Raw genomic sequence first — 12,246 nt, 5'->3', positions numbered from 1 at the left:
AATGATAGATTCTACTATTATCAGAGCGCACCAGCACTCAGCAGGTGCTTTAAAGAAATACCGAAACTGGTATACAAGAAAAGGGGGTTAGGAAGATCTAAAGGAGGGTTTAGTAGCAAATTACATGCTGCTTGTGATGCATTGGGAAATCTTGTGAGATTCTTTGTTACTGCGAGACAAAGGTCCGATTATATAAAAGCGTTAGATTTGGTAAAAGATAGAAAAATGGAGGCCTTGATAGCAGATAAGGGATTATGATGTGGATTATATGGTTAAGGCAGCTAAGGATGCGAAAGCTGAAGTTGTAATACCTTCCAGAGCAAGAAGAAAAGTACCAAGGGAGTATGACGAAGAATTGTATAAGGAACGGAATTTAATTGAACGTATGTTCAATAAGCTCAAGCATTTTAGGCGTGTCGCAACAAGATACGACAAGCTTGATATTGCATATCTTGGCTTTGTTTTTATAGCCGGAATTTATCGATGGATAAAATCAATGTCGATACTGCCTAATGCCTTGCGACCAGGCAAAGCAAAATCAGGATGCTTGATTAGCGTATCTTCTATCCACTTAATTCCTTTGTAACAGGAACTTTTGCTTATTCCATAACTTTGACTAACATGGAAATATGCGCGGTATTTTCTGATATATTCCGATGTCATTAATAGCTGATTTTCCATGCTCAGCTTATTTCTTCTACCTCCTTTAGTTTTTTCTTTTTATCAGCTTCTTCTAATATTTTTACCATCTTATCAAACGTACCACGCTTAACTCCTGTTAATCTTCTGAATTGATCATCTGATAAAATCTTCGCTTGTTCATATTTCAATTGCACAACCATAATATTTTTATTGACCTAGCTTGAGTATATACATATATCACAGTTTCGAGAGAGATCTAATGAAGGAGGAATTTTTAGGAAAATGATGTTGAGCGCCGCAGTATACTCTAGTATATGAGGAGCGCAAAGGAGTTTTGACAACAAAATTACCCCGCGGAATAGGTTATGCAAGAGGTCTATTGAAGTAAAGCATCAATTGAGCAATTAAAATTTATTCTTGTGAGTTTAGCGTGAGCACATTTTTTCTCAATAGGATTTAAATCGGGAAAATAGGGTGGTAAATAAATTAAGGTATGCTGCTCGTCTTCTAATAATTTTTTCGTCTCTTTACTCTTATGAAATTTTTTTGCAGAAATCTACTGAAGAAATCATATTTATATATTTTACTACTATTTTATACCACTATCTGTTCTTATTGTCATCCTCTTTTTATACTGTTTAGCTATATGCGTGTAGATGCTGACTCTATTGCTAATTTTAAATCTCTCGAATATTTATAGCTAAACATTAGCGCTCGTCCTATGCAATAACCAGAAAACAACCCACTAATTATACTTTCTATGATAGAATATTTAAGAAATAAATCGGGATCTGCAGACCTTAAGTATCCAAAATAGTATTTAATAATAAAAAAGGAAAGCAATATTATGAGAGTTCCATAACCTCCAGGCACTTCAACCGCCACTTCTTTTTTTATAACCTTTATTTTATGTTTAAAATGCATAAAAAATCCCGATGTGCCGCCTACTATAATCGCAAAACAAAACACCAAAACGTCTTCAGAAAGAAAGGTTTTGTACTTCATAGATAGCAATACCAATGGAATGATAAAAAGCTTTGGTAGATAAATCACTCGCGTTTTGACACTCTTAATGCCAACAAACAACAAATAAGCTAATACACCCCAAATGTATAATGGCGTTCCTTTGATAATTTGCATTAATCCGTTCATACGTAACACCCCCCCGCATCACTCCTAATCTCATTTTATAAAACATCCTTAGCACCAACGTGAAAGTACGGATTGTATGCCACTTCCCACAAATGCTCATCCAGATCGATAAAATAACCAGAAAATCCGCCCCAGTCAGCTTTTTGAGCGCGCTTCACGACCCTACCTCCGGCCTCTTCAGCCTGGGCTAATACAGTAATTACCTCATTCTCATTTGCAACATTATGCGCAAGCGTTATTCCTCGAAAACCAGACGCACCGCCGTTCATTTGGGCATCTTGCGCTAGTAATTCCCATGGGTAGAGCGATAGCCAACAACCACTAAGCGTAAAAAAACTCACATCACCGGGAAAATCCATCCTTGGAAAATTTAATCCTTTCTCATAAAATTGCGTAGCTCTTGCTAAATCTCTCGTACCTAAGGTAATCATGCTAATTCTTGGCTGCATATCTCTATATTTTATTTATAATCTATCTATAATCTAAATCAAAAACTAAATGAATTATCATTTTATCGAACAAATTTATCGCACAAGAAAATCCCATTTACTACCAATGCTCACATCAGCATATTTGATCTTTTGCGTAACGCAATCAAAATCGATTTTAATATTAAACTCTTGTCCAGGTTGCAAGGCAATTTGTTGATAGTTTAGTAATTTCTGCTCCACCACTCTATCTTTATGATCCAACAGTCTAATGCGCACCAATGGCACGGCATCAACCTTTGATGAATTATTAATAATTTTCGATAATATTGTTAACTTATTATCTTGGTTAATCATCTGCACATCACTCAAGGATAAGTTGATTTTTGAACTTAATGTAACATCTGCAAGATACCAATCCCTAAAACCAAACAAAACTATGGCGGTGATAAATGCGAGCAGCACAACTGTGGTGAGATATAAAAGATAAGATGTATTCTTTTGCTCTGGTAGCTGCGTGATAGGCAAAGTTATTTTTTGCTTTCTATACGCAACATCTTGAAATGCAAAAGCTGAATCAGATTGCTCCCACTTACTAGTTGTATGCTCTAGCAACTCCTGGCGTTTGGGAATAGTTTGAAACGAGCTTGTTCTAACTTTATCTACCTCAGTATATTCAATAGACCCCACCCCAAACTCTACTCCTGATGGCAACTGCGCGTCGCTGTTGATGCGTGAATCCTCACGTACTTTAGTATGCCAGGCGTTCTGCGCTTCGTATGATCCTTGCGTTTGCTCATCATAAACGCGTTTGGAAAGATGTTTATTATTGCTCGCAGATGATAAAGAATTAACTGGTACATGATGGTTTTTAGCGTGAACATACTCTTTGCCACGGTCATGATGTGCGCTCACGCCTCCGCTATAGCTGGCAGAACTTCGCTCTTCCTTGCTAGTTAATGGGTGAGCAAATGATTGGCTAATATATCCACCATGAGGATGCTGGACAAAACGCGCAGACTGCGCCGCTTGCCTATCGTGCGCATAACTATCTTGCTGGTTGGCGCTATCTTCAAAAACATCAAGATTCTCATCAAGATTCTGACGCGCATCGCTCTGACCATGGCCCTCGTGAGCGCGAACATCATCATCATCTTCTCCGCTCTCTTCTTCCTCATCGATAACTTCTGTTGCTGAGTGAAACAACCAAACATACCTACACTCTGAACAGCGCAGTTTACGCCCATCTATGTTACCGTCGGTCACTACCTCAAACGAGGTATCACAGTTAGGGCAGTCTATCAGCAGCTTATTCATATCTTAATTTCTTAACGAAACTCTATTTCTATAAATCCCTTACGACATTGGCTCCCGATAGCCACGCTTAACAGTCGGCAGTTAAACGATGTTCAATAATTCCGGCTACAGAATAATCCATCCTCACGCTATTATGGCGCACTACAAAACCCGCTACCAGATTAACATCCTCTATAAAATCTACATCTAGTTTAACACACCGCAATTCTTTCTTGATTAGGTCAGCAATACTATTCCTTTCTTTGTCTGCAATGTTGCGCGCATAATACACTATCACCTTTTCTTTACCAGATGACGCGCGCGCCAGGTTTTGATAACTCGTATATATCTGATCAAGCATAGCTATTCTTTCATGTTTAATCAAAAGAGTAAAAAACCTGATTAAGCCCCCATCAAACTTACACTGCGTCATAACCCGAGTGAGCACCACAGACTTGCTAGATTTAGTTATAGCTTTAGAACCCAATACATCATTTAATTCCCGATTATTCATAATAGAGGACACCATACACCGAAACTGTTCTTCAATCTGCGTTTCTAGTTTATTGCGCATGGCATAATCTAGCAAAGCCTTCGCGTAATTTTTTAGCATTATCTTCATATTACACTCACATCCTCAAATTCTTTTAATATCTTTTAATAGACCTCTTTGCCAAACTCTAATTAACTCTTATTATAACTCGTTAGCTTCTGTTTGAGCAAGTCATTCACCAAAGACGGACTGGCAAGACCCTTGGTTTCTTTCATCACACTACCCACAAAAAAGCCAAACAACTTATCCTTACCAGCTAAATATTGCTCAACTGATGGTGCATTCTGCTGCAACACCTTGTCTATCACCGCCTCTATGCTAGACACATCCTGCACTTGCTTCCAACCATTTTGCAATACTATTTCTTCTGGATCCATGCCCGTATCAAATAAAATTACCAGCACGTCCTTCGCAATCTTACCTGAGATAGTTCCAACATCAATTAAATACACCAGTTTTGCAATAGCTTCTGGTCTTGCCTTGCAGGCATTAATTTCAACATTATTCTTCCCAAGCAACGCGAACAACTCGCTAGTAATCCAATTAGCTATAATCTTAGAGTCACTACTTGACGCCTTACTTGGTTCAGAGGTAGCTGGAGAAGAAGAGGCAGCGGAGGGGTGTACAAATTGAGTAAAAGCATCTACCGCACGCTCAAAATATTCAGCAATTTCAGCATCTTCTGCAATCACTTGCGCATCATATGCGCTTAGCCCTAAAACGCCAATATATCTTTTTCTTTTCTGATTAGGTAGTTCTGGTAAGGTAGCGCCTATTTGTTCTACTAAATCTTGCGTTATTACCACCGGTAGCAGATCTGGATCTGGAAAATATCTGTAATCATGAGCATCTTCTTTGCTGCGCATCGCTCTAGTTTCGTTTAAAGTGGCATCAAACAATCTGGTTTCTTGCTCCACCTTTCCGCCCGCCTGAATCAGCTCTACTTGCCTCATAAATTCAAATTCGATAGCGCGCGAAATGCTCCTCATGGAATTCACGTTCTTTATTTCGCACCTAGTGCCCAGCTCGGTGCTACCTCTTGGTCGCACTGATATGTTCACATCGCATCTCAATGAACCTTTCTCCATGTCACCATCGCAACTACCAATATATCTTAAAATACTACGCAAAGCTTTCACATACTCTAGCACATCCTGTGCGCAGCGCAGATCCGGTTCGCTCACTATTTCCATTAGTCCTACGCCAACGCGGTTTAGATCAACGAAGCTATATTTTGGTGATTGATCGTGTATATTTTTGCCAGCATCCTGCTCGATATGCAGTCTATTAATGCGAATAGTCTTTTCTCCATCTTCTTGCTCTAGCTTGATATATCCACCGGTAGCAATGGGATGATAGAATTGAGAAATTTGGTATCCTTGTGGCAAATCTGCGTAGAAGTAGTTTTTTCTGTCAAACATAGACACTAAATGCACCCTAGAATTAAGGGCAAGTGCCGTTCTGATAGCTTGATGCAAACACTCTTTATTTAATACAGGAAGCATTCCTGGCATAGCTGCATCTACAAAAGAGACGTTCTCGTTTGGCTCGGCGCCAAATGTAGTAGAACTCGAAGAAAACAACTTAGACTTCGAGCTAATTTGAGCATGAATTTCTAAACCTATAACACACTCCCATTTTTTCAGTAATTCTTCCATCTAAAAACCTCTTGGCTTAAAATTTAAATGTTCATTCACTTTTTCAAGCGCAGACGATACTCTAAAAACATTAAGCTCGTCTAGATGTTTGCACACCACCTGCATCCCAAGCGGCAAACCACGTTTTGAAAGACCAGCTGGCACTGAGGCGCAAGGTAGGCCGGCAAGACTTGCGGGTATTGTAAAGATATCGTTTAGATATACAGAAACAGGATCTAGTTTAGCATTCAAAGCAAAAGCATCAGTTGGCGCGGAAGGCAGAAGTACTGCGTCAGCTTTTTGAAAAATATCCCGAAACTCCAGCGCGATTAAACGCCTCACTTTTTGAGCCCGAATATAGTAAGAATCCATCGCCTTAGAAGACAGCACGTAAGTTCCAATCATAATACGCCGTTTAACTTCGGCGCCAAAACCATCTGATCTGGTTTTAATATACATGTCGTTTAAACCATCGCCTTCATCTTCCTGGCGCAAACCATAGCGTACGCCGTCGTAACGTGCTAGGTTAGACGATGCCTCTGCTGGAGCGATGATGTAATATACAGCAAGAGCATGGTGGGCCATTGGCATCTTCACTTCTATTATTTCAGCACCCAAAGACTCTAGATCCTTTATAGATCTTTTCCACATATCTAGCACCTCAGGTATCATGCCTGGGTTAGACATAAGATCGATGGGTATGGCAATTTTCACACCTGAAAGATCACGCACGGCGCATGCATCGGTTAATTTTGGCACGGACGCATCCAGCGAAGTAGAGTCAAGTGGGTCAAACCCCATCATACTCTCTAGCATAATCGCTCCATCTATGGCGTTTCTAGTCAACACTCCCGCTTGGTCTAATGAGCTAGCAAAGGCTATCATACCCCTTCTAGAACATCTGCCATAACTTGGTTTGATAGCAAATAAACCAGTATAACTAGCTGGTTGACGCACCGAGCCGCCCGTGTCGCTACCAAGAGCCGCCATTGCTAAAAAGGCGCTTACTGCAGCAGAAGACCCTCCTGAAGAACCGCCGGCAACAAGTTGCTCTACGCTACCTTCCGCTTTCCAAGGATTAATTGTGGCACCAAAAAAGCTATTTGTAGTTGTGCTACCCATGGCAAACTCATCCATGTTTGTTTTACCTAACATAATAGCGCCAGAGTCAAACACTCTCTGTGTGACGGTAGACTCATATTGAGGCACGAAATTATGTAGTATCTTAGAGGAGCAGGTGGTGAGTATACCGCGCGTACAGTATAGATCTTTCACTCCTATGGGTATGCCTTCTAGCGGTTTATTCCGTTTTTTAAGGTAGTTCGCCTCCGCCGCCTTGGCATGGCTGAGAGCTAATTCGAAAGTAGTAGTAACATATGCGTTTAATTCAGAGAAGCGCTCTATATTTTCTATATGAGAACGCACTAATTCTGTGGCGGAAAAATCGCCACGTTTCAGGCCTTCTATAGCCTGCATAATAGAGAGATGATTTAGACTGGTCATGTTAAATAACCCATTGTTTTATGAAATATATGAAAATGATTATGAAAATTCGCACTAGCTAGTTCTTATTCATGTCTATTGATACTTTGTTTAATAAGTTTTGGAACGGAGTAAGAGCTATTCAATAACCTTAGGTACTATAAAGTATGGTACATCTAGCTTATTAGGGCAGGTTTGGTGGTAGTTGCAAAACAACTCGCCTTTCTTGCTATCTTGCTGCACCACATCATCACGCAGTCGTTGACTGACGTAGTCTAGCACAGAGAACATGGGCTCCACACCATCGCAGTTCACGCTCTGTAACACTTCCACCACATCTAATATCTGGGTGAGTTGTTGAGAAAAAAGCTGCTCTTCTTCCTGAGAAAAGGTAATTTTTGCAAGTTTAGAAAGTTTTCTTATTTGCTCTACTGTTAATTCACTCATCTTGATCCCTCTTCTTTTGCTTTATTTTACGAAATCTACCGGCATTCTTAAAAAATCTCTGCATATATGAAGATTTGGTACCTCTAGCCTCTGTGCATTCACTATCAAAACGCCTAAAGTCTATATGTTTATTATCTATCACATCTATGCGAGATGTTATGTTATTACTATTAAATTCCACGCGCATCACGCGCTGCTTGATGGTTTTTGGTTTAAAAAAGGCTTTAGATTCGGTAGTCTGTTCTACATAATACCAAACATTTTTAGTATAGTCTGGAATAATAGCGGGAGTGCCCAGCATAGCCAATAATTCTTCTTGAGTATGACTAGATGCTTTCACTTTTTGCACCAAATCGTCTGGCAATAACTGGCCGTGTATCTGGCGTTTGGCGCATGCAGATAAAGTAAGGAGGAGTGCACAGATCGCAAACAAAAGTGAGCTTTTCTTATTCATAAGTTATGATCTTTACGAAAAATAATTAATAAATAATACAACAAATAAAAAAAATAAAAACAAAACAGAATAATATACTATAAAGAGGAGACGCGTGGGTTATGTTATTGCACAACGAATTAATCATACGCCCCAACCAAAGGCATTAGTGTAAGATGATATATTATTATTAAAAGCTTGTATAGACAAAAAAGAGATAATTTCTTAAAAACCCTTGATTTCTTAGCAAGGTTATCGTATGATTCTCTCATGCGGTTCATTCTGTGTTCTGAATGCCTCCGCAAGATTCGTTTTAGTCAAGAGGTGAATTGTGGCAGTACCTAAAAAGAAAACTTCAAAATCAAGGAGAAATCAACGTCGGTCTCATCATGGCCTAAAGAGAGTAAATCTGGTAGAAAATAAGGAAACGGGCGAATATCATCTGCCCCATCGTTTATCCGCAAACATTTATAATGGTCGTGTGGTTGTGCGCAAGAAGATTGAGCAAGACGAAGACGGTGATTAGTTGCTGGCGCTTCTTTGTTATTCAGAGCTGGCACAACGCTACTTTGCGCGGTAGTGCATGCCGCCCTTGTCTGCAATGCCTTCATGTGCAATAGCGAATTTTGAGATAATCTTATTTGCTCGCCCATAATCGTTTGCTGGTATCTGTCGGCAATAATTTACTTAAAATTCTTGGGCTCTTAAGCTGTATGAGTTTTTATACAGTTGCACATTAGCTCATAGTGAGTTATGAGTTGTGTTTTTATTTTATGGCTGGGTCGCAAAGTGGTAATGCAGAAGATTGCAAATCTTCCATACGTCGGTTCGATTCCGACCCTAGCCTCCATACAACCTAAATATATTACTACTGGATAGCACGTTGGACTTATAGTTTGATCTTTGCGCATTAACTTGATTTGTTAGCTTTTTGGTAAACTTAGCAGAGAAAGCTGTTGTTTCACTATTCCAATTCAAAACCGTGTGTGCCTCATGTATGTTTCTGGCTTTTGCGTTTCGTATGCTTGCTACTACATCCTAACCGGCGAAGGCTCTGTGATAGTGGTTTATTAACACTATTCAGGAAGCACTAGTCTGTAAAATAAAACGACATCAATTCTTCGAATATAAGAGTGTACCATCTTTCTTTTTCTATCTTATTATAGGATTATTATATGCATTGTCTCGATCAATTTCTGGAGAGTTTGGTTGTAGAAAAGGGGTTGACGCCAAACTCAGTTTATAGCTATAAACGTGACCTATTAGATTTTAAGCAATTTCTTTTACAAAAAGAAATTAACGTAGCAGAAGTTCAGGGTGGCGACATCATTGACTTCATAGAGTTCCTCACGGCGCGGCGCTCTCAATCTAGAACGGTGAATAGAAAACTCTCTACCCTACGCGGTTATTATGATTTCTTGTTAATGAACAAGGTAGTAAACAGCGATCCACTGCTGAATATTAGCGCCCCAAAGTACGCTCAAGTTATTCCGAATATTATATCTATAGAGCATATGAGAGCTCTATTAATGTATTCAAATAATGATCGTTCATATTATGGCATTAGGTTAAACGCAATGATCCATCTGCTTTACGCTACTGGCATGCGAGTTTCTGAGCTAGTGAGTATTCACACATACACTATACTAGACCACCAAAACAAAGTGAAGCAATCTTTTATCATCAAGGGCAAGGGTGGCAAGGAAAGAGTGTTGGTGGTGCACGATGAGGCTGCGCAGTCATTACAAAGATATGCAGATATCAGGTCATATTTTGTTAAAGAAATTCGAAATCAGACACAAAACTACGAAAAGAAGAATGAATATTTCTTTTGCTCTAAGTCAAACTTAGGTTATATGACGCGCCAAAATTTTGCTGTCGCGTTAAAACACACTGCCTACGCAGCAGGTATTGACCCTAACGACGTTTCACCTCATGTACTACGCCATACTTTCGCTACTCATATGCTAAGCAATGGCGCTGATTTGAGAGTGATACAGGAATTATTAGGTCATAGTAACATCGCTTCTACACAAATATACACAAAGGTTGAATGCAATACCTTGGGTAGTTTAGTGCGTAAAAAACATCCACTCACCAAGATGAGCATCATAGATTTAATTTCTTCAAAACGCTCGTCTCGTAATGTGCGATAGGTTAGTTTAGCACAATAACTTTAAAACTAAATTAAACTAATCTTTTCCTGATTAAGCAAAATCTATCAGCAGTGACGCGTCTAGCAAAAAAGTGAATAAATCTAAAACAAATAATCCAAAACCTCGCGTCAGAAAGTTATCGCATTCTAGTCAACGCAACTCTCGGGCGGAAATAAGGTTATGCAGCAAACCAAGCGAAGTGAAGCAGATAGGGTTTTGGGCTCTACTCTCAATCGTTATAGGTAGCCAAATAGGCTCTGGGATATTAACCTTACCCTCAAGCCTGGCGCCTTATGGTGCATATAGCCTTTGGGGCTGGTGCTTTTCTGGTATTGGCGCCATATGCTTAGCCCTTACCTTCGCATATCTTGCGCAAACAGCCAAAACAAATATTGGTGGGCCGCAAAGCTATGCTCGATCAGCATTTGGTGATTTAGTGGGATTTTTTGTGGGCTGGACCTATTGGGTTATTTCGTGGCTTAGCACCACTGCTGTGATAGGAGTGGCTGTTAGCTCGCTCTCGCCCTTCTTGCCTAACTATCAGGAGATATATTTTTGGTTGGAGCTTTTGCTTTTAGCAGTCCTCACGCTGCTCAACTTATATGGTACGCATGCAGTGGGTATGACTGAGATCTTTTTAAGCGCAATAAAGGTTTTGCCTCTAATAATTATACCTATCTTAGCTTTGCCCGAAATTGAACCGTCGCATTTCACTATACCACAGCAAGTAGAGTCACTCTCTGCGTGGCAAATTTTGTATAAAGTAACAATGTTCACTTTATGGTGCTTTATAGGTGTGGAAACAGCTACTATTCCAATGAAGGATGTAGAGAATGCTCGCTCTTTAATTCCAAAAGCGTTGGTAATAGGAACTACTATTGTAGCAGCAGTATATTTTATTAATTCCGTGAGTATTTTAGGAGTAATTCCAGCCCAGCAACTAGCTCAATCTAATGCGCCATATGTAGATGTGATAGAGCATCTACTAGGTCACTCCTGGCATTTAAGTATATCAATACTCACAAGCTTAATTTGCATAGGTACAATCAATTCCTGGATCTTTTCAGCCAGTCAAATATCGCGCAACTTAGCCTACGAGGGTTTGATGCCATCTTTTTTCGCGCATCTCAATTCTAAAGGTGCGCCGGTGTATAGCATTCTCATTAGCTCCTTACTTATGGTGCCATTTATGTATTACACTGCTAGCGGGGAATTAGCGAAGCAGATAGATGATATTATTAATCTCTCGGTGTTAACTTTTATTTTTGTATATTTTATTTGCGCTATAAGTATGATAAAGCTTATGCTTAGTAAGCGGATTAAATTTCATGTATTATATTTTATAGCCGCGTTGGTTTCAGTAATCTTCTGTATATTAATGATTGTCAACTCTTCTAGTAGCGAATTAATCTGTTCTGCTTTATTTGCACTAAGTGGCCTACCATTTTTACCTATTATATATAAAGTACGACAAGATGATGTAGTATGAACGGTTAGTTTTTGTCATACTACCCTATAATTTTATTAAGTGAGATAAAGAAGTGCTGTAAGGCATCATACAAATGAGTAAATTTAGTAATTCTATCTTTAATCCGTCGTTTATATTAGCCTAAAATTTTTCTATCGGCTCTAGGTCTGGCGAATAAGGTGGTAGAAAAATAAGTTTGCAACCCACAGATTCAATTATAGCAAACCACCTTGTATTAATTAAGTGGAAATTTTAGTATATAATGCGATAAAATAAAAAGAAAATGCCATTATCCTATAGTAGACCTGTTGCGTAAGTAAGAAAGTAAGTTATGCACTTAAAAAACGCAGAATGGGACCGTTGCGAGATGAGGTAATTTTTGTTATAATAAATCTCAAAAGCACGAGGTTTTCAAATGTCTTCAGCGCATCAAATTACAATGGTAAGTTTAAATCAATTAGTTAGTCCAAAGCATCAATATCGCAAATTTAAAGACTTATTTGATTTTGAGGTGGTAGCGAAAGAATTAAAAAGCGTTGAATCTCCTGCAAA

14 protein-coding genes, 1 tRNA gene and 2 pseudogenes are annotated in these 12,246 nt (G+C 39.2%); 6 read left to right on the top strand and 11 right to left on the bottom strand.

What is annotated here, in order from left to right:
• Positions 1 to 258: pseudogene (locus Sarmat_RS06720) on the top strand (hypothetical protein); the annotation flags it as partial.
• Positions 259 to 268: 10 nt separating this feature from the next.
• Positions 269 to 586: a transposase gene (locus Sarmat_RS04010; protein WP_202149540.1), complete on the top strand. Its 318-nt coding sequence runs from the start codon at positions 269 to 271 to the stop codon at positions 584 to 586.
• On the opposite strand, the pseudogene Sarmat_RS04005 reads toward Sarmat_RS04010, so the two are convergent.
• The 11 genes and pseudogenes from Sarmat_RS04005 to Sarmat_RS03955 form a co-directional block, all read right to left on the bottom strand.
• A pseudogene (locus Sarmat_RS04005) lies at positions 490 to 830 on the bottom strand (helix-turn-helix domain-containing protein); the annotation flags it as partial. The gene Sarmat_RS04010 and the pseudogene Sarmat_RS04005 overlap by 97 nt on opposite strands.
• A 27-nt stretch (positions 831 to 857) precedes the next feature.
• The gene (locus Sarmat_RS04000) at positions 858 to 1,013 is read right to left on the bottom strand and encodes a hypothetical protein (protein ID WP_202149539.1); all 156 of its coding nucleotides are present in this window, start codon (positions 1,011 to 1,013) and stop codon (positions 858 to 860) included.
• Between the two features lie 5 nt (positions 1,014 to 1,018).
• Positions 1,019 to 1,198 carry a transposase gene (locus Sarmat_RS03995; protein WP_202149541.1) on the bottom strand — a complete coding sequence of 60 codons (180 nt, stop codon included), beginning with the start codon at positions 1,196 to 1,198 and terminating at the stop codon, positions 1,019 to 1,021.
• An 86-nt stretch (positions 1,199 to 1,284) separates the two neighbouring features.
• Positions 1,285 to 1,794, bottom strand: a complete 510-nt coding sequence (locus Sarmat_RS03990; RefSeq protein ID WP_202149538.1) for a hypothetical protein — start codon at positions 1,792 to 1,794, stop codon at positions 1,285 to 1,287.
• Between the two features lie 35 nt (positions 1,795 to 1,829).
• Positions 1,830 to 2,243: a VOC family protein gene (locus Sarmat_RS03985; RefSeq protein ID WP_202149537.1), complete on the bottom strand. Its 414-nt coding sequence runs from the start codon at positions 2,241 to 2,243 to the stop codon at positions 1,830 to 1,832.
• A 75-nt stretch (positions 2,244 to 2,318) separates the two neighbouring features.
• On the bottom strand, positions 2,319 to 3,539 hold the full coding sequence (locus Sarmat_RS03980; RefSeq protein WP_202149536.1) for a zinc-ribbon domain-containing protein: 1,221 nt from the start codon (positions 3,537 to 3,539) through the stop codon (positions 2,319 to 2,321).
• 67 nt (positions 3,540 to 3,606) lie between these two features.
• On the bottom strand, positions 3,607 to 4,131 hold the full coding sequence (gene atpH, locus Sarmat_RS03975) for an ATP synthase F1 subunit delta (protein ID WP_202149535.1): 525 nt from the start codon (positions 4,129 to 4,131) through the stop codon (positions 3,607 to 3,609).
• Positions 4,132 to 4,202: 71 nt separating this feature from the next.
• Positions 4,203 to 5,729, bottom strand: coding sequence for an Asp-tRNA(Asn)/Glu-tRNA(Gln) amidotransferase subunit GatB (gatB, locus tag Sarmat_RS03970; protein WP_202149534.1), 1,527 nt, complete (start codon positions 5,727 to 5,729; stop codon positions 4,203 to 4,205).
• The gene (gene gatA / locus Sarmat_RS03965) at positions 5,730 to 7,211 is read right to left on the bottom strand and encodes an Asp-tRNA(Asn)/Glu-tRNA(Gln) amidotransferase subunit GatA (RefSeq protein ID WP_202149533.1); all 1,482 of its coding nucleotides are present in this window, start codon (positions 7,209 to 7,211) and stop codon (positions 5,730 to 5,732) included.
• 117 nt (positions 7,212 to 7,328) lie between these two features.
• On the bottom strand, positions 7,329 to 7,637 hold the full coding sequence (gatC, locus tag Sarmat_RS03960) for an Asp-tRNA(Asn)/Glu-tRNA(Gln) amidotransferase subunit GatC (RefSeq protein WP_202149532.1): 309 nt from the start codon (positions 7,635 to 7,637) through the stop codon (positions 7,329 to 7,331).
• A complete protein-coding gene (locus Sarmat_RS03955) occupies positions 7,630 to 8,091 on the bottom strand; it encodes an outer membrane protein assembly factor BamE (protein ID WP_202149531.1) in 462 nt (153 codons plus the stop codon). Before Sarmat_RS03955 ends, gatC begins: the two co-directional genes overlap by 8 nt.
• A 310-nt stretch (positions 8,092 to 8,401) precedes the next feature.
• On the opposite strand from Sarmat_RS03955, the gene rpmF reads away from it, so the two are divergent.
• The 4 genes from rpmF to Sarmat_RS03935 all read left to right on the top strand — a co-directional run bounded on the left by rpmF (position 8,402) and on the right by Sarmat_RS03935 (position 11,715).
• Complete coding sequence (rpmF, locus tag Sarmat_RS03950) at positions 8,402 to 8,596, top strand: 50S ribosomal protein L32 (protein ID WP_202149530.1); 195 nt, start codon at positions 8,402 to 8,404, stop codon at positions 8,594 to 8,596.
• A gap of 249 nt (positions 8,597 to 8,845) precedes the next feature.
• Positions 8,846 to 8,920 (top strand) — tRNA-Cys (locus tag Sarmat_RS03945).
• A 325-nt stretch (positions 8,921 to 9,245) separates the two neighbouring features.
• A complete protein-coding gene (locus Sarmat_RS03940; RefSeq protein WP_202149529.1) occupies positions 9,246 to 10,226 on the top strand; it encodes a tyrosine recombinase in 981 nt (326 codons plus the stop codon).
• A 91-nt stretch (positions 10,227 to 10,317) separates the two neighbouring features.
• A complete protein-coding gene (locus Sarmat_RS03935; RefSeq protein WP_202149528.1) occupies positions 10,318 to 11,715 on the top strand; it encodes an amino acid permease in 1,398 nt (465 codons plus the stop codon).
• Positions 11,716 to 12,246: the final 531 nt, after the last annotated feature.

The organism is Candidatus Sarmatiella mevalonica (assembly GCF_016751895.1).
In the GTDB taxonomy this organism is placed as follows: domain Bacteria; phylum Pseudomonadota; class Alphaproteobacteria; order Rickettsiales; family Rickettsiaceae; genus Sarmatiella; species Sarmatiella mevalonica.
Note: the sequence above shows the minus strand (reverse complement) of the source record. Positions and strands in the feature narration are given on the sequence as shown.

Excerpts from the sequence above, each read along its gene's own strand:
- gatC (WP_202149532.1), bottom strand. The coding sequence starts at position 7,637 with ATGAGTGAATTAACAGTAGAGCAAATAAGAAAACTTTCTAAACTTGCA.
- gatB (WP_202149534.1), bottom strand. The coding sequence starts at position 5,729 with ATGGAAGAATTACTGAAAAAATGGGAGTGTGTTATAGGTTTAGAAATT.
- Sarmat_RS03955 (WP_202149531.1), bottom strand. The coding sequence starts at position 8,091 with ATGAATAAGAAAAGCTCACTTTTGTTTGCGATCTGTGCACTCCTCCTT.
- gatA (WP_202149533.1), bottom strand. The coding sequence starts at position 7,211 with ATGACCAGTCTAAATCATCTCTCTATTATGCAGGCTATAGAAGGCCTG.
- atpH (WP_202149535.1), bottom strand. The coding sequence starts at position 4,131 with ATGCTAAAAAATTACGCGAAGGCTTTGCTAGATTATGCCATGCGCAAT.
- Sarmat_RS03990 (WP_202149538.1), bottom strand. The coding sequence starts at position 1,794 with ATGAACGGATTAATGCAAATTATCAAAGGAACGCCATTATACATTTGG.
- Sarmat_RS03985 (WP_202149537.1), bottom strand. The coding sequence starts at position 2,243 with ATGCAGCCAAGAATTAGCATGATTACCTTAGGTACGAGAGATTTAGCA.
- Sarmat_RS04010 (WP_202149540.1), top strand. The coding sequence starts at position 269 with ATGGTTAAGGCAGCTAAGGATGCGAAAGCTGAAGTTGTAATACCTTCC.
- Sarmat_RS03980 (WP_202149536.1), bottom strand. The coding sequence starts at position 3,539 with ATGAATAAGCTGCTGATAGACTGCCCTAACTGTGATACCTCGTTTGAG.
- Sarmat_RS03940 (WP_202149529.1), top strand. The coding sequence starts at position 9,246 with ATGCATTGTCTCGATCAATTTCTGGAGAGTTTGGTTGTAGAAAAGGGG.